Source organism: Pirellula sp. SH-Sr6A (assembly GCF_001610875.1).
GTDB lineage: Bacteria > Planctomycetota > Planctomycetia > Pirellulales > Pirellulaceae > JBKCUI01.
The window spans coordinates 912,448-932,273 of sequence record NZ_CP011272.1; the positions used below are offsets into that span (position 1 = coordinate 912,448).

At 54.2% G+C, this 19,826-nt stretch carries 13 protein-coding genes; 4 read left to right on the forward strand and 9 right to left on the reverse strand.

The genetic code is table 11. From position 1 onward, the window contains the following. Positions 1–7: 7 nt before the first annotated feature. The 8 genes from VN12_RS03355 to VN12_RS03390 all read right to left on the reverse strand — a co-directional run bounded on the left by VN12_RS03355 (position 8) and on the right by VN12_RS03390 (position 13,388). A complete protein-coding gene (locus VN12_RS03355) occupies positions 8–3,784 on the reverse strand; it encodes a DUF1553 domain-containing protein (RefSeq protein WP_146675501.1) in 3,777 nt (1,258 codons plus the stop codon). Between the two features lie 107 nt (positions 3,785–3,891). Next, positions 3,892–5,073 carry an FIST N-terminal domain-containing protein gene (locus VN12_RS03360; protein WP_146675502.1) on the reverse strand — a complete coding sequence of 394 codons (1,182 nt, stop codon included), beginning with the start codon at positions 5,071–5,073 and terminating at the stop codon, positions 3,892–3,894. A 9-nt stretch (positions 5,074–5,082) separates the two neighbouring features. Next, positions 5,083–5,418 carry a hypothetical protein gene (locus VN12_RS03365; protein ID WP_146675503.1) on the reverse strand — a complete coding sequence of 112 codons (336 nt, stop codon included), beginning with the start codon at positions 5,416–5,418 and terminating at the stop codon, positions 5,083–5,085. Positions 5,419–5,522: 104 nt separating this feature from the next. Further along, positions 5,523–6,515 (reverse strand): endonuclease/exonuclease/phosphatase family protein, encoded by a 993-nt coding sequence (locus VN12_RS03370; protein WP_146675504.1) that lies wholly within the window; start codon positions 6,513–6,515, stop codon positions 5,523–5,525. 23 nt (positions 6,516–6,538) lie between these two features. Then, the gene (locus VN12_RS03375; protein WP_146675505.1) at positions 6,539–9,664 is read right to left on the reverse strand and encodes an efflux RND transporter permease subunit; all 3,126 of its coding nucleotides are present in this window, start codon (positions 9,662–9,664) and stop codon (positions 6,539–6,541) included. Beyond that, entirely contained in the window at positions 9,661–10,758 is a 1,098-nt protein-coding gene (locus tag VN12_RS03380) for an efflux RND transporter periplasmic adaptor subunit (protein WP_146675506.1), read from the reverse strand. The genes VN12_RS03375 and VN12_RS03380 overlap by 4 nt, the downstream gene beginning before the upstream one ends. Before the next feature lie 299 nt (positions 10,759–11,057). After that, positions 11,058–12,131 carry a 3-isopropylmalate dehydrogenase gene (leuB, locus tag VN12_RS03385; protein WP_146675507.1) on the reverse strand — a complete coding sequence of 358 codons (1,074 nt, stop codon included), beginning with the start codon at positions 12,129–12,131 and terminating at the stop codon, positions 11,058–11,060. Positions 12,132–12,194: 63 nt separating this feature from the next. Beyond that, on the reverse strand, positions 12,195–13,388 hold the full coding sequence (locus VN12_RS03390) for a Gfo/Idh/MocA family protein (RefSeq protein WP_240491310.1): 1,194 nt from the start codon (positions 13,386–13,388) through the stop codon (positions 12,195–12,197). A 197-nt stretch (positions 13,389–13,585) separates the two neighbouring features. On the opposite strand from VN12_RS03390, the gene VN12_RS03395 reads away from it, so the two are divergent. The 4 genes from VN12_RS03395 (at position 13,586) to VN12_RS03410 (ending at position 17,677) form a co-directional block, all read left to right on the forward strand. After that, positions 13,586–14,689, forward strand: coding sequence for an ABC transporter ATP-binding protein (locus VN12_RS03395; RefSeq protein WP_146675508.1), 1,104 nt, complete (start codon positions 13,586–13,588; stop codon positions 14,687–14,689). A 136-nt stretch (positions 14,690–14,825) separates the two neighbouring features. Further along, positions 14,826–15,149 carry a hypothetical protein gene (locus VN12_RS03400; protein WP_146675509.1) on the forward strand — a complete coding sequence of 108 codons (324 nt, stop codon included), beginning with the start codon at positions 14,826–14,828 and terminating at the stop codon, positions 15,147–15,149. 121 nt (positions 15,150–15,270) lie between these two features. Beyond that, positions 15,271–16,446, forward strand: coding sequence for a hypothetical protein (locus VN12_RS03405; RefSeq protein ID WP_146675510.1), 1,176 nt, complete (start codon positions 15,271–15,273; stop codon positions 16,444–16,446). 133 nt (positions 16,447–16,579) lie between these two features. Continuing rightward, the gene (locus VN12_RS03410; protein WP_146675511.1) at positions 16,580–17,677 is read left to right on the forward strand and encodes a hypothetical protein; all 1,098 of its coding nucleotides are present in this window, start codon (positions 16,580–16,582) and stop codon (positions 17,675–17,677) included. Between the two features lie 1,309 nt (positions 17,678–18,986). Here VN12_RS03410 and VN12_RS03415 read toward each other — a convergent pair. Further along, positions 18,987–19,796 carry a PspA/IM30 family protein gene (locus VN12_RS03415; protein ID WP_146675512.1) on the reverse strand — a complete coding sequence of 270 codons (810 nt, stop codon included), beginning with the start codon at positions 19,794–19,796 and terminating at the stop codon, positions 18,987–18,989. Positions 19,797–19,826: the final 30 nt, after the last annotated feature.

A 19,826-nucleotide genomic window follows, 5' to 3' on the forward strand; every position in this document is an offset into this window, starting at 1 on the left:
AGGTTGATTACGGATACCAAACCAATTCGGGCTGATTGACCAAAGTCCAGAGAAAATCTTCGTAGACCTCTCGCCACGAAGTGCTGAGTCGCGGATCGACCGACGGGCCCTCCACGACTCTGCGTTCATGCTCTAGTTGGATGGACGATGTTTCAGGGACGAGGTGGTTAAACCAAGTGACGAGAGGGAGTGGTTTCGGCGCTTCAGGCCTTGGGGAATCAAGGGAAATCACGCGTCCATCAAATCCCTGGGCGAGCTCACCGGCTAGAGCGGTACGTTCCTCGGGAGTGGGTAATCGATTGAGGATACGAAGGTACCAGGTATCGACGAGTTCTTCGGGTGACCTAGCTTCGATCGCGATTCGCGATACGGGACTGTTCCATGCAGATCGTGTTAGATTCTTCACCATGACGCCGTTGGCGATCATGCCAGGCTGAAGTAGATTCGCATCGTGATCCCGTTGGCTAATAGGTTTTTGCCGCGAGCCCGTCCAACCAAACGCCTCCAGCACATCGACGATCGCTGCAGCTCGTGGCAAAGACAAACTCGGTCGATCGCGCTCATTGTTCAAGCTTGTGAACATCCACGCTCTCGTGGGAACACCGAGAGTCTGACGCTGTCCAAGTGTCCGTTGTCCGTCATGAACGAAGGTCAATTCTTCGCTGTCGATCGGGAGCTCAAAAGAGTGGTGCAAGGCGTCCACGATTTGTTCTGCAGACAGTCGCCGTTGATCCGGAGCAAGAAAGAATCGTTCCGCCGGCGCGGCTTCATGGTTGCTGCTAACCGCTTGTCGCTGGTAGGCATCTGAAAGCATGATCTCTTTCACGACTTCCCGCCAATCGTATTCGGATTGCACCAATCGGTTCGCGAGCCAGTCGAGTAGTTCGGGGTGGCTGGGTTCCTTGCCTTCCCAATCGTCAGCGGGTTCGACCAACCCGGCGCCCATCAATCGCATCCAAATGCGATTCACGAAGACCCGGGGGAAACGTTTGTTTTGAGGTGCGGTCACGATCGCTGCCAAGAGGTCTCGGGAGTCGTCCGAATCGAATTGCCAACCGCGGCAATCCGACGCTTGCGGTAACCCCTGATCAGGACCGAAGGGCCAATCACGTGCGATCGATTCATCAGGCCGGAGCGTCACTTTGATCAAAGACTCTCGCCCCTTCTTTTCAAAGAAAGCATCGGGAACCCGACTTGTCTTTGGTACCGTTGTCGCTTTCCGATCTAGCATGGCGGCCAATGCGTAGAGGTCGCGTTGTTTCGTGCTGTGATAGGGTGAATCGTGACATCGAGCGCATTGCAGATCGATTCCAAGGAATGCCGACGAGATGATCCCTGCTTTGGCAGCCATGGGGGAATCTGATTCACCAGCCAGAGCGAACGCGGCACTCCCTCCGGTTTGACTGCTACCTCGCATCAAGATCAATTCCGTGACCATGCGATCCAGAGGCTTTTGATCCACAAGGGCCTCGTAAAGGAACCAACGAAATGGGCCGGTGCTTCCCATCGATTGATTCAGGAGGGTTGGGTTCTCCGCCAAGAGATCTTGCCAAAAACTCATCCAATGATCGGCAAAGCGAGGATCCCTCATGTAGCGTTCGACCGCTGCTTTTCTCTTGTTAGGGTTGGAATCGGCCAAAAACTGTTGGATCTCCGACGGACTTGGGGGCAAGCCGATCGTATCGAAGGAAGCACGCCGTAGAAACACGAGATCGGATATCTTTTCCGACGGAGTCAACTCCGTTTCATTTCGAACCATCGGAGGCCAGTGGGCCCCATTGTTTATCCAACCACGGAGCACTTGAATCTGCTCTTCCGACAACTTCGATTCTGTTGGCGGCATGGAACCGGATTCGATTTGAAGGATCAGTTCACTTTCATCGGCATTGCCGGGTTTGACCGCTGCATTTTCGGACTCTCCCGCCTTCAATGCATCCTCGCGTGCGTGCAGTCGCAAGCCTCCTTTGTCTTTGTCCCCATGGCATCGAAAGCAATGATCTCGAAGAATTGGAAGGACTTTGTTGTGAAACTCGCTCGAAAGCTCTTTGTCGGTCGTCTGCGACTCCTTCCAAACAGATTCGATTTTCGCATGGAGATACCGATCGATCGGATGGCTCGCTTCGGGCGTCAATCGTCGTTCGAAGGAAGGCAAGTTCGCTGTCGAAGAAAAGAGCGCGCTGGCAATCTTTTTGGACTCTCCATGGCGATGGCTCCAATACGCATCTTGCGATTTCGCGCGCTCTCGTCGATTCAGCTGATCGATATGCCGAATCTCTTGCGCCTGTTGCTGGCGAATCGGTGCAACAGATTGTTCTGTCAATGGAACCTGGAGGCTATTGTTCGGAGTGAGGAGATAAAGCATCTCGCCGCCGATTGGTTCGATTGCAACCAGGATCTCCCCCGTTTCGGTACGTTGCCCTGGGCCACCGACAATTGTTTCGAAGATAACGCGAAAGGGTGACGCGATCGCCGACGCATCGGTAGCCTCTACTTGAAATTTCCCGAACGCTTCTTGCTGATGATAACCTGGCGGGAGAACTCCCTCGTAGGGACCAGTCGCGACCGGGGTAATGGCTTGTTCGCCATCGACCGATTTTCGATCGACCGGACCGGTTCTCGCTACGATTTCATCCTGTATCCATAGCCGGGATAATCCGCGGGCGCGGATCCACACACGGTAATCGCCTGGTGGAAGGCGTACGTCGCCCGCAGCCCGAAGCAGCAATGGAGATTTCCAATCGTCTCGTATCCCCCAATCGTCGTAGTATTGCGGGATTTGCTTGAGAAAGAACGTGTCACTGGTCCAAGTCGTCGATGCACTTGGAAAGGTTTCCCCTTCGTTGAGCCACCGGTTTGCTTTCGGAAGGGTTTGATGCAAGGAGAATTGGACTTTGCCGGCGGGAAGTTCGCCGACTTCCGCGACTACTTCCGGAGCGAGGGTCGATTTCCTGGGGCCACCTAGTCGTTGAAATTTCCCGGCGACTTGTGCATCGGTGAATGCGCTCCGGTACAACGCGATTCCATCGAGAAGTCCGACGTACTGATTTCCGACGGAGGCGGTGCCGACCCATACATCGTCATCATCCTCAATCGGTGGCAATTTCGTTTTCCCTCCCATATCCCACTTGCCATCGGTGGGTTGGCCATCGATCCAACCTCGCACGCTATCAGGCTCACCGAACCGATAGGTAACGGCGATATGGTGCCAGCCCGTGTTGGGTTCGAACGCGAGATTAGAAGTCCACCGATGCCAGTGGGAACTGTTTGCGCTTTGTCCTGTCGAGAAGAGGAAACTCAAACGGTATTCGCCTTGTTCGGCCACCAGTCGCAGCGCCCAATTTTGATTGTCTTTCGCAAATTTTGGATTCCCGGTACGCCCCTTCCCTACCACCATCATTGGGGACGTTTTGCTGTTGGGATCCGGTTGCACCCAAGCTTCGATGGACAGGCGATCATCATTTCCAAAATCCAAGCGGCTCGCTTTCCCTGTATCAGCGATGATCAGATGCGCCCCGCCCGGTTGGAAGCGAATGGCATGATTGTTGGGCGAGAAATCGGGAAACTCGGGGGGGCGAGGTCCCTCTTGATCGCGGATCAAGCTCCCTTTTTCGGTCCAAGAAATCGTTGTTTCCGATTCGAAATCAAGGCGAACGACGGGATTGGATTCTTCGCTTTGCTTGGCGTCTTGCGCTCCCCCTGCCCCTGGAGAAAAACAACAGAATATGGCGAGAGCGCAAGCAGCCCATCGTGTCCAACATTCGTGCGGAGGGAGAGATCGATTCATGGGACCAGGCGGGAGGGTGGGGGAGGATACCTGATAGTGGGTCCCTTATTTTAAGCGGTAATCCCCTTCACGTCTGCGGAGATTCGACAAATCGAGCAGATTGCGTCTTACGACTTGACGAGAAGATTGACGATCGCGGTAAATCCGTGGACCAAGTTTTGGTTAGCCATCGGACCAAATTCGCCAGCCGCGAACATCCCGGCAATTGGAAGATCTGGAAATTGCCTATCGACAGACAAAGCGTCATGATTCGCGGCCGAAAACATCCGAGTGCCCCGCCCGTTGCAGGTAAAGAGCAATGCGGCTTCCGGGGCGAGATGCCCTATCGCGGACTTGGAGAGCAAATGCTGGAGATCGGCATCAGCTGCCTCGGAATCGCGAACATGAAACCGGACCGTTTGTCCCACTTGAAATCGATCGGTGACGACTAGTCCCTGATTGCTCGAATCCACTCCTTGGACAGCGCGGATCAGAAACTCGCCATGGGAAAATGTGGTGCGATACTCGCTGATGGCCCGACCCATCATCAGACTGTTGGACATCATCTGTTGCTCCCTTTGCGGAAGCTGGGCATACATGTCGCGCAGTTGGAGCATCGCAGGCTTTCCCCCCAGTTCGACTACCGTTTGTCCTTCCATTGCTGTGATGATAAAGGGATCGCCAACCGGTCGACATCCTTGGCTGATGACACTGTGCCAATGCCACCCTGGAGGCAACGTCATTGCCACGGCACCTCGAACTGTCACCTTATCACCGGCCAGCAGCAAATTCGGAGCTTGCCAATTCGAACTGCTGCAGTAACCGCCGAGAATGGGAACAACGGCGTCGCTCGGGTGGAATCGCTCGTACTCCAGCACGTCTGCTAACAGTTCAACCGAAAACGAAACAGGGCACGCGATGGTAAGGAGACCACGATGGCTATTTGCAATCAGCTCCTCCGTGACTCCCATCACAGAAGGTCCGTCGGGGGTCCTCAAGCACTCCAACTCATAGATGTTGGGACGCTCGTGCCATCCCGAGATCAGGAGCACGGTCGCGGCGGATTGGCCCTCGAGTTCGCATCGCTTGCCCACCAAACTTTCGGCAGATCCGCCGAACACCGGAACCCCCGGTGCTAAATCGAACCAAAGCGAGAGGATGTCGTCTCCTTTGTCTGCAATCGAGTCGCCACTTAAAAAGACGAATGCAAAATCGATTGGATCGCGCATCCCCTCCGATGCTCGTTCAAACGCCGTGCGAAGCGAAACGAGAATCGAGGCACTCGAGGCGATCCCACAAGAGCTTGGCATTGTGATCGCCTACGCCGAAACGATGGAATTCAAGTCGCGGTCGAATTGCCCACGCGTCATCACTTCGTCCGCTCCACTGGCTTCCGCGTCGTGCAATCGCTGAATATCCACGTGGGGCCCAAATGCAATGACTTTGGCGTTCGGAAAGCGATTTTTCAAAAGCGGAATGGCGGTCTCCAATTCGATCGATAGGAGGGACAAGTCCACGAAAGCGAGCTTAACCGATACGCTGTCAGCACATCGTTCTACGAGCTTCTCTACCGAACGGTCCGCGACGAGACTCCTGCTAGCCGCTTTAACTGCCCCACTGACACGGGACTGAAACATCAAATCATTTGTCAACATTACAACCACAGCATTTTCTCCAGAGGCGCGGGGCATTGTATCGAATAACAGGACTTCGCGTCAAAGCGGTCGATCGAGTTTCCAACGGCCGAATTCGAAGAATCCTATTCGACGACCAGAGAAATCCCCCGGTGATCTGAATTTTTCGGTCGATGCAAGAGCCCTCGATACTTCACCTGCAGATCCTTGCTCACCAAGGCGTGGTCGATCGGTATTCCCATCGGACCAAGTACAGACGGCCAACTGGCGTATAACCCTCGCCCCACTCGGCTATCTACCAAGTCCGCGTTCTGCAAGAGCCGTTGGAAGGGGTAAGACCACGGTGTTATGTTGAGGTCCCCCAAGACAATAGCGCGACCGTTCTTGCTGCGTACCCAATCGCCGATGGCGGACAATTGGGTGTTGCGATCCCAGGTACGGGATGGATCTAGCGTCGGGGAGAAAGTATGAACCGCCAGCAGTGAAAGGGGGAGCACCCCCTGGGGTTGTGGGATCGTGACCTCCATGGCCGGAACGGAAAGTCCGGCAAGGTCCAGCATTGCGATGGTTGTACCTGGAACTTTGCTGAAAACTCCCATGCCTTTCGCACCGAGCAATTTCCACTCGCAATACGGGTATTCAACCGCCAATTTCTGGGCGTACGATTCGTGGAGCGAGCTAAGCTCGATCAAAACAATCACATCCGGATGGAATGCTCGAAGCGACTCTTCGAATTCAGTCAAATCGGAGTTCTCCATCAGGACATTCCAAGACGCAATGCGTGTACCTGACAAGCGAGAATCGTTCTCCGCGAATGGAATTGCCTCCCAGGGCTTTGCGAAGACGAAAAACATTACGCTGCACCCAACCACTGGAATCAATCGAACAGCAAATGCTCTCCGGGTTTCCCTATCCGCCTTCCGCATGCACCACAAGATGAGGGGGATAGCCACCCATGCCCCCCAGAACAAATGCCATGTCGTGTGTGTGAACAAGTCGAGCCATGGGTGCCATCGACTCGTAAGCATTCCCATCAGTCCAATGGCACAAATCATCGCTGTCGCCCCAGCCTCCTGCAAGCAGATTTTCGAGACAGTCGATAGCGGCGACGGTGGCATGGCGAGGACCTTCGTTGATGGAATTACGTCACTGACATGGCGGGGACTGATTCCGAATCTACGAGAGGCGTCGAATCCAAGGTTCTCCTGACAATCTCACCCGCAGGTTCCGTTTTACGGTGGGCGGCAGCAATGATCACGTAAAGTGCAGGCACGACAAACAACGTAAAAAGGGACCCGATTGCCATGCCGACAACGAGGACAATACCGATGCTATTGCGAGCCTCAGCGCCCGGCCCCGTGACGAATACGAGTGGCAAGTGACCGAGGACGGTCGCCGCTGAAGTCATCAAAACGGGCCGCAAACGTGTTCGGGCTGCTTCCAATGCTGCAGCTCGCTTCGCCAGCCCCTGCTCTTGAAGATGGTTGGCGAACTCCACAATCAAGATTCCGTTTTTGGCGACAAGACCTACCAAGGTGATCAATCCGACTTGAGAGTAAATATTGATCGTCGTCAGACCGAGGTACGTAATCGAAAGGGAGGCGGAGATAGCGAGAGGCACCGAACCGATGAGAACGATAAGGGGATCGCGGAAGGATTTGAACTGTGCGGCCAGCACCAAGTAAATCAACACCAGGGCGATCCCCAGCGTGACCGTTAGGGCGGAGCCTTCTTGACGAATCTGACGCGACTCACCGGCATAATCGAGACTCGCATCGTCCCCAGCCGCATCGCGCACGATGTTCTCCATGGTTCGCAATCCCTCCTCTTTCGTGAAAGGGGGAATCATCACCGCATTGAACTTCAGTGCAGTTTGTTGTTGGAATCGACTTAAAACGCGTGGGGCCGTCTTGGGTTCGATGCTAGCGAAAGTTGAGACAGGAATAAGCTGTCCGTTTGGGGTCCGAATCTTGATATCCATCAATTCGTTTGTCGATTTACGGTCTTCATCGGCCAATTGCGGGATGACTTGATAGGATCGATTGAAGTGATTGAACCGATTGACGTATCCACCTCCCAGCAAGACGCCGAGCTCTTGAGCGATGGCAGCCAAATCTAGCTTCAGGTCAGCAACCTTTTCTCGATCGACGACCACTTGGGCTTGGGGAAGATCCACTTTCAAGTCTGGATCCACAAACAAAAACATGTTGGATTCCATTGCTTTCTGCACAATGTTCGAGGAGAGCTCGATCATACGCGAAAGCTCCAGATCCCCTTTAAGAATGACCTCAACGTCGAAATTTCCCGCGCCGGGAAGCGGGGGCATGAGGATCGGAAGGGGTCGAAGTCCAGGGACTTGTGAAGCAAGATAGTAGACTTCTCCGAACATTTCCTGCGTGCTGCGTTGCCCATGCTCTTTTCGCTCGTGCCAGTCATGGGTGATCACGCCACCGAAACCGCTGTTCGATCCGATGACGGCCCACATATAGTCCGTCTCAGGGGATTTATCAAATTGAGTTGCCAACTGGGTTGCCCACTGGGTGGTGCTCTTCAAAGTCGAGTCAGGCGACGCTTGGAGCATGACTCCAATCGCTCCTTGATCTTCGATCGGCGCCAATTCTTTTCCGGACCGCTGATAAAAGGGAACCGCCGCCATTCCCAAGACGATCGTGAGCAAAGCAATAGTCCAACGGATGCCGAGGACCCGTTCGAGGATAACACCGTAAGCGGCTTGCACACGGTCGAACAGCCAGTTTACCTTTCGCGTCAACCAGGGCTCTTTCCCAGATGCACTTAGCATCACCGCGCTCATAACCGGTGACAGAGTTACTGCGACGATACCTGACAAGAGCACAGCCGCGGCAAGGGTGAACGCGAATTCTCGGAAGAGCATCCCCGTCAATCCACCTTGAAAGCCAATCGGGGCATAAACCACGGCCAGCGTGATCGTCATGGCGATGATCGGCCCTACCAGTTCTCTGGCCCCCACGATGGCGGCATCGAATTTACCGAGCCCCTCCTGGATGTGTCGCTGCACATTTTCGACCACGACGATGGCATCGTCGACTACCAAGCCCACTGCGAGCACGATCGCTAACAACGTGAGAAGATTGAGTGAGAAGCCCATCAAGTACATCAATATGGATGCGCCGATGAGAGAAACAGGCATCGCGACCAAAGGGACAATGGCGGTGCGAATGGAACCCATGAAAAGAAAAACAACGATCCCCACGATGCAAATCGTTTCAATCAGGGTCTGAGAAATCTCGTAAAGTGAGTCCCGCATAAATTTCGTGGCGTCGAAAGCCAGTTGCATATCAATATGCTTGGGGAGCGACGGTCTCAGCTTTTCCATCGAGGCATTCAGTTGATTTGCCACCTCGATTTCATTGATTCCCGGCAATGGCCAAACCGAAAGATAGACCGCTTCACGCCCGCGATACATGGCGACCATATTGGGTTCCTCCGACCCAAATTCCACGCGAGCCACATCCCGGAGCCGCACCACAGCGCCATCGTTTTGCCAGACGATCAAGTCCTCGAACTCTTCCACCGTCTTTAAATCCGTGTCTGTTAGCAAATCGACTTGCACGGAGTCGTTTTTCACTCGCCCGATCGCTGCGAGGTAATTGTTTCGCCTCAAGGCACCATAGACGTCGCCGGGCGTAAGGTTCAATTCGGATAATCGCGAAGGAGAAATCCAAATTCTCATCGCCGGAATTCTTCCTCCTTCGACGCCGACTCGCTGGACTCCCGATATGGTCGAAAACTGAGGTTGAACCGTTCGCATGAGATAATCTGTCAGCGCTGGTATCTCATACTCGTCCGATGTGAAGCTTAGATAGAAGGACGCGTAAGGACGATCCGCCCGTTGAATCTCGACGACCGATGGTTCCGATTCTTCGGGGAGCTCGCGTCGTACCTGTTGAAGTCTCGCATTGACCTCGGATAAGGCAGCTGTTGCGCTGTGATTCAATTTCAACCGGATCGTAATAGTGCTGATCCCTGCAACGCTGGACGACTCGATGAAATCGACACCCGCAATCGAAGAAACTGCCTTCTCAATGGGGGTGGTAAGGAACCCGCGAATCGTTTCGGCACTGGCGCCGATATAGACCGTGGTGATCTGGATCGAAGTGCTTTCAAGCTTTGGGAATTGTTGAACCGGCAACGACTGTGCGGTGCGTATTCCAATCAATACCAAGATCAAGTTGACAACGATCGCCAAGACAGGGTGGCGGATAAACAAATCCGTTAGGTTTTTCATGGTGCTGCGACCTCTTCTGGCTTTGGCATAACCCAAAGAGCGGGGCGGATTTTAAATGAACCATCCGAGACGACCGTTTCGCCTGCTTCGAGTCCGCGGAGAATCGTAACAAAGCCATCGATCGAACGTCCGGGCTGCACGCTCCGCATTTTTGCTCGTTGCTTCTCGGGCTCTTTCTCATCGGGCTCGGTTGTGAAGACATAAGGGCCCGTAGGAGCACTTCTCAATGCAGAATAAGGAATCTTGACCGCAGGAATCAGGGGCCCGTAAGCCATTTCTACTTTGACTGAGTCGTTTGGTTGAAGGCTTTCCGGTGGATCCTTAAGCAGACAACGAGCCAAGACATTTCGAGTGATTTTGTCCGCTTGGGAATCGATGGCGATGATCGATGCTGGGAGCGGTTTATCGAAATGGATGAGCTGGACCACATCCCCGTTTCGCACGTAATCGGCCACCGACTGAGGCATCATGAAATCAACGTAAACCGCAGCTTCGGTCCCTTGCAACATGGTGATCACGGTACCCTCTGGCATGTACTGACCAGGTTGCAAATCGAACAGTCCCGCTTTGGCGTCAAAGGGAGCTCTCAGGGTTTTTTTCGCAATGATGGCTTCGAGCCGCGAGACTTCTGCGTTGGCTTGCTGAAGGAGTGCATTGGCCTGCTCGAATTCCAATTCGCTAATCGCTTTAGCCTGCCATGCTTGTTTCGAGCGTTCGTAGGTCGATTGCGCGATACCGAGCGCAGCCTTCGCACTCTCCAGTTGGGCGTCTTCCACCCGAGTGTCGAGTTTGACTAGGACCTGATCCTTTCGAACCGTTTCTCCCGGCTTGAAATTCACTTCGCTTACCGTTCCTACCAACTCGGTTCGCAATTGAATGTACTGGGTTGCCAGGACGGTACCAATCGCCGTTGCGGAAGCCCGCGTCTCCACCACCTCTGCTTTGGAAAAAGAGACAATTTCAGGAGACTCGGCGGGAGGTTGGATCGGTTGCGAATCCATACGATGTCGCATGTAGACGATGAGCCCTACCGAGCCACCCACTGCCGCGATCAACAAGATCGACGCGATGATGTTGGTCCAAATTGACCGCATGCTGATCCCTCAAACCACTCCGACTCCATGCGTCGGCTGGTTTCTAAACTAAGCGAAAAGAAAAGAGGGCCCCGGACGATCCCGAGCCCCTTGCACTATTGGTCGACTGACGATCTCGAAAATCGACAAGGTCACCAATAGTATACTCACCGGTGTAATCTTCCTACTCCCATGCCCTGGAATAAATGACTATGGTCCGGGCGTCAGGGGACAAGGTGCCCCATGACTAGTGAGGGACGGAGGGGTCGCTAGGTTCGGAAGCCTGCCTGAGATAATTGACGGGCTGGAATTTATTCTCGCTACAAAAGCTCTAAGACTTTGTCCGTAATAGCGATCGTTCCCAACGTGGAGGATCCTTTGGGAGCAAGGTCCGCCGTTCGGTACCCGGCTGCGAGAACTTTTTTCACCGCCGCTTCAATATCGGCGGCTTCCGCATCCAATTGGAGGGAGTGTCGTAGCAACATGGCCGCCGCAAGGATTGTTGCAAGGGGATTTGCTATTCCCTTGCCGGCGATATCTGGAGCGCTACCGTGAATGGGTTCGTAAAGACCAGGACCATCGGATCCGAGCGAGGCACTCGGCAACATGCCGAGGGATCCCGGAAGCATTGAGGCTTCATCGGTAAGAATATCGCCGAACATGTTGCTGGTGACAACGACGTCAAAGCTCTTGGGGCGGCTCAGCAAATGCATCGCCATCGAATCCACCAGTACGACCTCATACTCCAGGTCCGAAAACTCATCCTTCATCATTTTTGCGGTGACTCGGCGCCACAAACGGGATGCTTCGAGGACGTTCGCCTTATCGACCATCGTCAGTTTGCCCTTTCGCTTCCGAGCTGCTAGGGCCGCCATGCGCACAATTCGCTCCACCTCCTTGGTGGTGTAAACGGCAGTGCTGTAGGCTCGCTGCTGTCCGTCCGCTAACTCCTCGGTTCCCGAAGGCCCGAAATAGAGACCGCCGGTCAACTCTCGGAAAAAGAGAATATCGGTCCCTTCGATAATCTCTCGCTTGAGCGGCGAGGAGTCGAGCAATTCGTCAAAGGTGACGATCGGGCGAAGGTTCGCAAACAAGCCGAGTTCTTTGCGGATGCGAAGCAAACCGGCTTCGGGACGAGTTTTTGCATTCGGATCGTCCCACTTCGGTCCCCCCACTGCCCCCAGCAAGATCGCATCGGAAGCTTTGCAGGCGTCGATCGTGTCCTGTGGTAACGGATCTCCCGTTTCGTCGATTGCGATCCCACCGATTCGCTTGGAATCGAACAGAAACGTGTGACCAAACTTCTTGGCGACAGCGTCCAGGACGCGGACAGCTTGCGAGGTGACTTCAGGGCCGATCCCGTCTCCAGGAAGTAAAACGATCTTAGCTTTCACAAGAGTGCTTTCTAGGCAATTCGAACAGATGGATGACAGATGGAAAGTGGAAAACAGCGACTGCTAGGAGCGGCAGCGTTCGTGGTTCAATGATAACCATGCACCATTCTTGGCACTGCTTTCGACACACTGCTGAATGAAGAACATCCCCTCCACCCCGTCGTGCACATTAGGGTACAACGTATCGCGCCGTTCGATGGATTTGCCAGTCTCGACTTCAACCATTGCATCAAAGGCGGCGCAATAGATGTTTGCAAAAGCCTCGAAGAAGGCTTCAGGGTGTCCGCTGGGGAGACGGCATGCTCCACGACCACTGGCATTCATGTGCGGCGCGTTTGGATCCCGTGTGTAGAGTCGATGCGGTTGTCCATTTTGACGAACGATCATCACATTGGGTTCTTCCTGTCGCCACGAGAGCGAGCCCTTGGTCCCGTCGATCTCGATCGAAAGGTCGTTCTCGCGTCCATGGCTGATTTGGCTCGCAGTCACGGTTCCCAGTGCTCCATTCTGATACTTGACCACCGCAGTGCCGTAATCATCCAGTTTGCGACCCGGCTCAAAGGCCTTCAAGTGGCAGCTGATTTCCGCAGGGAGTAGCCCCGACATATAACGTCCCAAGTTGTACGCGTGGGTCGCGATATCGCCGAAACAACCCGCTGCACCGCTTTGCTTGGGATCGGTTCGCCATGCGGCTTGCTTCTGGTCCTCGGATTCCAGACGAGTTCGCAACCATCCTTGGATGTACTGCACTCGAATCGCTTGAATCTCTCCAAGCTCCCCGCTTTGAATCATTTCACGAGCTTGGCGAACAAGCGGGTAGCCGGTGTAGTTATGGGTCAGTGCAAACACCGACTTGGAACGGTCAACAAGCTTTGCCAACTCTTCTGCCTGTGCCAGATCGAATGTCATCGGCTTGTCGCACACAACATGAAAGCCCGCTTCGAGCGCCGCTTTGGCGACGTCAAAGTGCATGTGGTTCGGAGTGGTCACTGAAACAAAATCGATTCGCTCCCCCTTTGGCTTCTTCGATTCCACCTCGAACATCTCTTGGTAAGAACCGTAGGCTCGCTCGCTACAAACATCGTAGTCGACGGCCGAAGCCTTCGATCGCTCGGGATTGCTGCTGAACGCGCCAGCCACGAGTGTCGCACGGTTATCGAGGCAAGCGGCGATGGAGTGGACTCGCCCGATGAATGAACCTTGGCCTCCTCCAACAAGCCCCATTTTGAACTTACGATTGAGAGGTCCGTTAGTCATTCTGCCATTCTCCTGAGGGTTGCGTGATGAAAAGGAAATCGCGACCTTGTCGCAGGGTGAGAAGTCTACCATAGACGCAACCGATTTCTAGCTAGCATGATTGACAACGACCTGCGTTCGACAAACAATGCGGCGACTGAAGGAACAGATTCAGCGGCAGGACGCCGCGTTTTCTCTTGCCCGTCCCTTGCATTGCTATGGCCAACTCCAATTCGGCGGCCAATTCTTCGGCGGTCCACCCATCTACAGATCCGATTCTTTCATTGAGATCGATCTACAAGTCCTTTGGCGGACGCGCGGTTCTACAAGATTTTTGCTTGGACATCGCACCCACGGAATGGGTCGTTTTCTTGGGTTCGAGCGGCAGCGGCAAATCGACCTTGCTCAAGATGGTTGCCGGACTCGAAGAACCTGACCGCGGCTCGATCCTGTTGCACGGGAAGGACGCCAAGCATTTTTCGCCGAGTAAACGGGACTGCGCTTTTTCTTTTCAGTCCCACGCTTGCTACGACCATTGGACGGTCAAGCAAAACCTGGAAAGCGTCATCGATCCACGAGTTGCCCACGATGCCGACTGGCTTATCGAGGCCTTCGAACTCCAGAAGCTCCTGATGAGTCGTCCACCTCAATTGTCCGGAGGGGAGTTAGGGCGCGTATCGCTCCTCCGTGCCTTGCTCAGCCCCAAACCTTTGCTGCTCCTCGACGAACCGTTGGCCCAATTGAATCCCAGGTTTCGTTCCCTAGCCAAAGCGGCGATCTCCAAGATCCATCGCACGCGGAATCGAACTACGCTTTACGTGACCCATGATCTTCATGAAGCCATGGTACTCGCGGATCGCATCGTCGTTCTGGAAGAGGGCCAGATCCAGTTCATTGGACCGCCACGCGTTATCTACGAGGAGCTTGTTTCGAAAGCGTCGGATTACGTTGCCGCGGGAGTGGGACATGATCAATTACTCGCTTGCGGTTCACGTCGCGTGCTCCCCACCGAATGGAAAATTCTCGCTCTCGAGTCCCCTACCACTGGCATCGTTACGTTTGACGATTCGTTTTCCATCCAAACGATGCACGGCGGAGAATCGCCAGTCGCCCAACCTTTTTCGTGCATGCATTCAGGCTTTTCGGTGACCGGTTGCCGATGGGCCGGTGGCTTTTGGGAGCTCGCTGTTTCCAATCCGAACCCGATAGTCTTTCATTTGGCCGACTCCCCATGGCTTCCCTCCTCTTTGAAACGGTTTCTCCGGGAATGGGAGGACGGGATTGAAACCCCGATATCACTTTGGGTTTCCCACCCAAACTAAACGAGATTGCCATTTGCCCTCGAGCATGTGAGATCGGTGAGTGCTCTGGCGTCCTCGATCCGAGATGGAGTAGATTTCCGAGTGAAGCGTAGCTGACGTTCGCCACGCTCGGATGTCCATCCAAGGTGCAAGAGTCATGTCGCAACGCTTTCCAGAATCCACTCTCCGCCTTGTTCCTGCATCTTTCCCAGTACTCCTTGGTACTCTCCTTTTGCTGGGCACGGGATGTTTTGGAAGTTCGTTCGCCTCGAAACGATGGGGCGGGAGCCAATTCGGGCAGGGTGACATCAATAGGCAAAAGGATCGCGCCGTTTACTTTGACCCTTACCCCCTCAACGATATTGGGCCGGAGGTCGTCGGTGGACGTCCCCGCGAATTCGCTCATCCCTTGCCGGAAGCCAAAAGGAATGAACTGAATCGCATCATTCCTAATCAGCAATTCTACCCCGTTGGGCCGTAAATCGATCGCAATATCGATCTTTCAATTTCTCCCCAGATTCATTAAAGTCGACGGCAAGTGAGCTCCGAGCGGATCGGATTTCTACATGATTCTTGCGGATGCAAGCACGGAGGCTGCGTCGATGAAAAAAGTATCTATCTATGCAATCGGTTCCTGGTTGAGTCTTCTCCCCGCGGTCGCATTCGCTGACGAAGGCTGTCCGACGCAATGCCCAAAGGATTGCAAACCTGAATCCAAGGCCTGCCCGTGCGTGACCGCCGAGCCCGCAGCAGATCAAACCGCTTGCGCGAGCGACCAAAAAGAGTCCGCGAAGGAAGACGAGACGTCCACCTTTTTGAGCAGGATCTCCAAGAGATTGATGGATCGTCCTCGTTTTCGCGTCACCCTTTCGGCCCAGATTAGCAAGCTCCCGGATACCGCAGAAAGCAAACTTGGTTCTGGGGTCCCTGCCGTTCAAGCAAAATGGGTCCAAGCATCGGAACAGAACTTAGCGGACGCCACCTCTGCCCCGATTCAGCAGCCATTCACCTTTTCCAGCTCTCTTTCTGAAGGACTGGACAAACTCGTCGATGGCGTGATCGAATGCGGACACAAAATCTGCACCGAAAGCAAGTGTGTCGTCGTCGAGGATGGGGAAACGCCTGCGGCTTCGGACGAAAACGCCCAAAGCGCCACCGAAGAACCGATCTTGATGGTTCCGGCGGCACCGCCAGCTCCCCCGGTAACCCACTTTGCTGGTATGGAATACGCTCAGCCCGAGGACGAACTGGATTTGATTCTTCAGCAAAGCGGCCTAAAGCAAATGGAAGTCCCCGTTTCCGCCAATCAATTTGTAAGGCTGTTGGTGGAGCGTGCTCATCTCGCCACGCGACTTGAGATGACGGAACAGCTAATGACGGAACGGAATGTTGCACTGGAGCAAATCCACGCTCTGGCCGAAAAGAACGCAACGCTCGTGGCCCAAGTCGCCGTTGCAGAAGTGAAGCAACAACTCGCAGAAACACTCCACGCACAATTAGCAGAAAAAGCCGAGAAGGCACTGAAGTTGGCGATGCAAAATGATCCCGCCGCTCCTATTGCGGAAAAGGATTCCAAGGTCATTCAAGACATCCAAGAAGACCTTTCCAACATTCGCAAACAAATCGGACTCTTGCGTCGACAAAGCCCGGTCCCCTTTGCACCGAGCTCTCTCGGTCAAACCATACAACCCTACAGACCGACCGGCAATCTGCTGATGATTCCAGTACCTCAAGAAGCAAAGTATCTCAGTGCGGAACCGGACTCCACACTGAAGTAATTCAAACGAAGCAAGGGCGATTGCCAAGCCGTTTGTGTCCTATCTCTCATTGAACGGACCGTTTCCAGGTCCGTTTGTCCCCTAAAACCATATCGGTCTTTCAATCAGACCGTCTTCGAGAGTCGATCATTCTATGCGATGGAAAACAATCCCCACTTGTTTGTTTGTATTCGTCATCGGTGCAGGCATTGGTTTTGCGCAAGAACCACAAAAGACTTCCGCGAACGGGGAACGCTCACTCTTGGTTCCCATTGAGAGCAAGCTGAATTCCAATTCGGGCAGTCAATCCGAACCAGCAACACCTGCCAAGCGCATACCAGCAAAACCGGTTTCCAATCCGGGAACGTCTCCTGCGCGACCTTCGAAAGACGGCGAAGGAATGCGGAAGGTCGAACGCAAAACGATCGTTGAAAATCCTAGTGAACAAAGCGGTGAAACCTATCTGATGCGCTATCGGTTTGAACCTGGCACTCGCGTTATTAGCGAAGTCGTTCACCTAGCAAAGACAAATACCAAGATCGATTCGACAGAACAGGATTCCAGTTCGAGAACTGTCTCCCACAAGGTTTGGGAGTTCCTCAAAGTGGAAGATGGAAAGATGACATTCGAGTATCGAATCACCGATATCGACATGTCTCAACGGATCGGCGGAGGGGCAGAGATTCGGTACACCTCAAGCCAAAAAGAACCACCCTTGCCGCAATTCCAAGCGGCAGCCGAATCGATCGGTCGCGTTATTTCGAAAGTGACGATCGATGAGCAAGGTTTGATCATCGCGCGAAGTGATGACTCCAATCCACCTAACCTGGGAATGGGGGATATCACACTTCCCCTGCCCGAGAACCCTGTGGCTGTCGGAGCCACCTGGGAAACTCCTCGTGAGCTGCGCATCATGCGCGACGACGGGTCCCTGAAACCGGTGCGATTCCGGGAGTTGTTCAAACTGGAAAAGGTTAGCGCTGGCGTCGCAACCGTTTCCGTACGAAGCGAAATGATCACTATCATCTCCGATCCCAAAGAAGAAGCTCAGGTCCTTCAGCAATTGAGCGACGGGACGATCAAGTTTGATTTGGACGCCGGGAGGATGATTTCGAAGGAGTTGGAGTGGGATAAACGCGTTGTCGGATTCTCCGGAGCAGGAAGCTTGATGGAATACTCCGCCCGCCTCAGTGAAAACGTAACTGGAACCGAGACCTTCACCCCCACCCCCAGGACCGCCGGGAAACCTTGATGTTGCCTACATGGCAAGCGGCGAATGATGGGAGGACTGCTACACACTGTCGAACGGTCGTCCTCGACCGTTCTGGATCGCCTAGAGGTGTCTAAAAGTTCAGCAGGCCCAAGGGGTTTTGGATTTCTGGCCTGGGGATAGTGGTCCACGGTGCGAAGCAGTCGAGGACGACGGCTTGACGGGATGTCGAACGGTCGTCCTCGACCGTTCTGGCGATATAGACCACCGCTCTGTCGACCAAACCACATCTCCCCACCAAGCTCTCTAGCCAATCGTCCGGAGGGAAAGATTCTTACCTGGCGCAGCGCGTCAGGCGATCCTGTTCTGTTGAGGACAACAGATCGACATGTCGAACGGTCGTCTCGACCGTTCTGCGCTATAGACCACCGCTCTGTCGACCAAACCACCTCTCCCCACCAAGCTCTCTAGTCAATCGTCCGGAGGGAAAGATTCTTACCTGGCGCGGCGCGTCAGGCGATCCTGATCTGTTGAGGACAACAGATCGACATGTCGAACGGTCGTCTCGACCGTTCTGCGCTATAGACCACCGCTCTGTCGACCAAACCACCTCTCCCCACCAAGCTCTCTAGTCAATCGTCCGGAGGGAAAGATTCTTACCTGGCGCGGCGCGTCAGGCGATCCTGATCTGTTGAGGACAACAGATCGACATGTCGAACGGTCGTCTCGACCGTTCTGCGCTATAGACCACCGCTCTTTCGTCCAAACCACCTCTCCCCACCAAGCTCTTTAGCCAATCGTCCGGAGGGAAAGATTCTTACCTGGCGCAGCGCGTCAGGCGATCCTGATCTGTTGAGGACAACAGATCGACATGTCGAACGGTCGTCTCGACCGTTCTGCGCTATAGACCACCGCTCTTTCGTCCAAACCACCTCTCCCCACCAAGCTCCGTAGCCAATCGTCCGGAGGGAAAGATTCTTACCTGGCGCAGCGCGTCAGGCGATCCTGATCTGTTGAGGACAACAGATCGACATGTCGAACGGTCGTCTCGACCGTTCTGCGCTATAGACCACCGCTCTTTCGTCCAAACCACCTCTCCCCACCAAGCTCCGTAGCCAATCGTCCGGAGGGAAAGATTCTTACCTGGCGCGGCGCGTCAGGCGATCCTGATCTGTTGAGGACAACAGATCGACATTGTCGAACGGTAGTCCTCGACCGTTCTGGATCGCCTTGAGGTCTCTAAAAGTTCAGCAGGCCAATGGATTTGGTTTTCTGGCCTGGGGATGTTGGTCCAAGGTGCGAAGCAGTCGAGGACGACGGCTTGACGGGGGACGCTAGCAAAGCACGGGGGTTATGCCTCGGGAATCTTGGTGTCGTTTGCGGCGGGTTCGGCGGATTCTCGTTTTGCACCAAGCCCAATGAGCGCGTCGAATTCATCGTCGGCGGCATTCTTCTGTGCGTATTCCAAGAATTCATTTTCGGCTTTCTTGGAGTCCATACCGGCCAGTTCCCGGGAGACGCGCGCGTTGGCTACAGCCTTTTGACGCATGTCGCGCAAGCGCTGCAATTCTTCGGATGTTCGGTCGTTGCTGATTCCATTGACCATATCTGCGATTTGCTTTTCCTCTTTGGCCGAGAGCACATCGGCGACCGCATCGTGCTTTTCTTCTTTGATCTTCTCTAGATCGCGCATGAGAGATTGAATCTGCGTTTTGTGACCGCTGATATTGATGATCAATTGCTTGAGGTCATCATCAAGTTCGGTCGCTCGCTGACGCTTTTCCTCGAGGGTGCTGGTAAAGTCCTTGAAGGCCGACTGGCACTTGACATACTCCGGATCGTTCTTGACCGCGACCGCATCGCCGTTGTACTTGTCGACCAGCGACTTGGCACGGGCAGCGGCCCCCGCTTTGAGTTTCTCAAGCTTCTCGATTTCTTTGGTCAGGTCAGACAATCGCTCCTTTTTGTTCTCCTCTTGGGCGATCATCGCGCTGATGGCATCTTTGTACTCGTTGAGGCGTTTCTTTTTGTCTTCGATCACGCGGTCAAAGGTCGCCGAGATCACCGTGGGATTAGCACTGATAGCATCGGCGGCCGAATCGACCTTTCCGGTGAACAAGTACTTGAGTGCGCGAAAGAATCGACCGATCGCACTGAACATAAATAAGACTCCTCAGCGTGTGATGATTGG

Coding starts and splice junctions, on each gene's coding strand:
- VN12_RS03410 (WP_146675511.1), top strand. CDS start 16,580: ATGCGATGGAAAACAATCCCCACTTGTTTGTTTGTATTCGTCATCGGT.
- VN12_RS03370 (WP_146675504.1), bottom strand. CDS start 6,515: ATGCCACCGTCGCCGCTATCGACTGTCTCGAAAATCTGCTTGCAGGAG.
- VN12_RS03395 (WP_146675508.1), top strand. CDS start 13,586: ATGGCCAACTCCAATTCGGCGGCCAATTCTTCGGCGGTCCACCCATCT.
- VN12_RS03375 (WP_146675505.1), bottom strand. CDS start 9,664: ATGAAAAACCTAACGGATTTGTTTATCCGCCACCCTGTCTTGGCGATC.
- VN12_RS03380 (WP_146675506.1), bottom strand. CDS start 10,758: ATGCGGTCAATTTGGACCAACATCATCGCGTCGATCTTGTTGATCGCG.
- VN12_RS03365 (WP_146675503.1), bottom strand. CDS start 5,418: ATGTTGACAAATGATTTGATGTTTCAGTCCCGTGTCAGTGGGGCAGTT.
- VN12_RS03390 (WP_240491310.1), bottom strand. CDS start 13,388: ATGACTAACGGACCTCTCAATCGTAAGTTCAAAATGGGGCTTGTTGGA.
- VN12_RS03360 (WP_146675502.1), bottom strand. CDS start 5,073: ATGCCAAGCTCTTGTGGGATCGCCTCGAGTGCCTCGATTCTCGTTTCG.
- VN12_RS03355 (WP_146675501.1), bottom strand. CDS start 3,784: ATGAATCGATCTCTCCCTCCGCACGAATGTTGGACACGATGGGCTGCT.
- VN12_RS03415 (WP_146675512.1), bottom strand. CDS start 19,796: ATGTTCAGTGCGATCGGTCGATTCTTTCGCGCACTCAAGTACTTGTTC.
- VN12_RS03405 (WP_146675510.1), top strand. CDS start 15,271: ATGAAAAAAGTATCTATCTATGCAATCGGTTCCTGGTTGAGTCTTCTC.
- VN12_RS03400 (WP_146675509.1), top strand. CDS start 14,826: ATGTCGCAACGCTTTCCAGAATCCACTCTCCGCCTTGTTCCTGCATCT.